1 protein-coding gene and 1 pseudogene are annotated in these 1,482 nt (G+C 61.3%); both read left to right on the forward strand.

Annotation, left to right across the window (positions count from 1 at the left end; genetic code table 11):
- Positions 1–147, forward strand: a pseudogene (locus HNP55_RS24550) (ABC transporter ATP-binding protein); the annotation flags it as partial.
- Positions 148–180: 33 nt separating this feature from the next.
- The gene (locus HNP55_RS23960; RefSeq protein ID WP_184304933.1) at positions 181–1,398 is read left to right on the forward strand and encodes an ABC transporter substrate-binding protein; all 1,218 of its coding nucleotides are present in this window, start codon (positions 181–183) and stop codon (positions 1,396–1,398) included.
- Positions 1,399–1,482: the final 84 nt, after the last annotated feature.

Genomic DNA, 1,482 nt, shown 5'->3' on the forward strand with positions numbered 1-1,482 from the left:
ATCGTGATGGTGGAGCAGAACTTCCGCTTCGCCGCCCCGCTGGCCGACCACTTCATCGTGGTCGAGCATGGTGAGGTGGTGGAGTCCTTCCCCGCGTCCCAACTCGAACAAAAACAAGGCTTGCTTGACGAGCTGCTCAGCGTCTGACCCTCCCCTCAAAAAAACGCCTAGGAGACATCGATGAAAACCACCTCCACTGCTCTGCGCAAAACCAGCCTGGCCCTCGCAGCCACACTCGCCGCCTCCACCAGCATGGCCCAGATATCGGGCGATGTCATCAAGATTGGCTTCATCACCGATATGTCCAGTCTCTATGCCGACATAGATGGCGCTGGCGGGGTCGAGGCCATCAAGATGGCCATCGCCGACATGAAGGGCACGGTGGCCGGCAAAAAGATTGTGCTGCTCACGGCGGACCACCAGAACAAGGCCGATGTGGCCGCCTCCAAGGCGCGCGAGTGGTTTGACACCGAGGGTCTGGATGTCCTGATCGCCGGCAGCAACTCGGGCACCGCGCTGGCCATGTCCAAGGTCGCGGCGGAGAAGAAAAAACCCATCATGGTCAATGCCGCCGCCACCGCTCGGCTCACCAACGAAGACTGCAACCCCTACACCGTCCACTACACCTACGACACCATGGCCCTGGCCAATGGCACGGGCAATGCCGTGGTGCAAGACGGCGGCAAAAGCTGGTTCTTCCTGACCGCCGACTACGCTTTTGGCGCCTCGCTGCAGGCCGACGCCACGGCCGTGGTGCAAAAAGCCGGCGGCAAGGTGCTGGGCAGCGTGCGCTTCCCGCTGTCGTCCAGCGATTTCTCCAGCTTTTTGCTGCAGGCGCAAAGCTCCAAGGCGCAGATCCTGGCCCTGGCCAGCGCGGGTGGCGACACCGTCAACGCCATCAAGGCGGCCGCCGAGTTCGGCATCAACAAACAGATGAAGCTGGCCGGCCTGCTGATGTTCATCAACGACGTGCATGCCCTGGGTCTGCAAGCCACCCAGGGCATGTATCTGACCACCGGCTGGTACTGGAACCAAAGCCCCGAGGCACGCAGCTGGGGCCGCCGCTTCTTCGAGAAGGTCAAGCGCATGCCGTCCATGGCCCAGGCCGGGGACTACTCCTCCGCCATGCATTACCTGAAAGCCGTCGAAGCCAGCGGCAGCGACGATGGCGACACCGTGATGGCCAAGATGAAGGCCACCAAGGTGAATGACTTCTTTGCCCGCAATGGCGTGATCGGCCCCGACGGCCGGCATCGCCACGATATGTATCTGATGCAGGTGAAATCACCCAAGGAATCCGTTGAACCCTGGGATTACTACAAACTGGTCAAGACCATCCCCGGCGAAGAAGCCTTCACCAAGCTGGCCGACAGCAAGTGCCCGCTGGTGAAGAAATGACAGACCTCTTCGGCATCCCCCTGCCTGCTCTGCTGGGCCAGCTCCTGCTGGGTCTGGTCAACGGTTCCTTCTACGCGATCTTGT

Origin of the sequence: Roseateles oligotrophus, assembly GCF_014204525.1 — a bacterium.
GTDB lineage: Bacteria > Pseudomonadota > Gammaproteobacteria > Burkholderiales > Burkholderiaceae_C > Paucibacter_A > Paucibacter_A oligotrophus_A.

Bases quoted from the DNA above. Each gene is read 5' to 3' on its own strand.
- HNP55_RS23960 (WP_184304933.1), top strand. From the start codon at position 181: ATGAAAACCACCTCCACTGCTCTGCGCAAAACCAGCCTGGCCCTCGCA.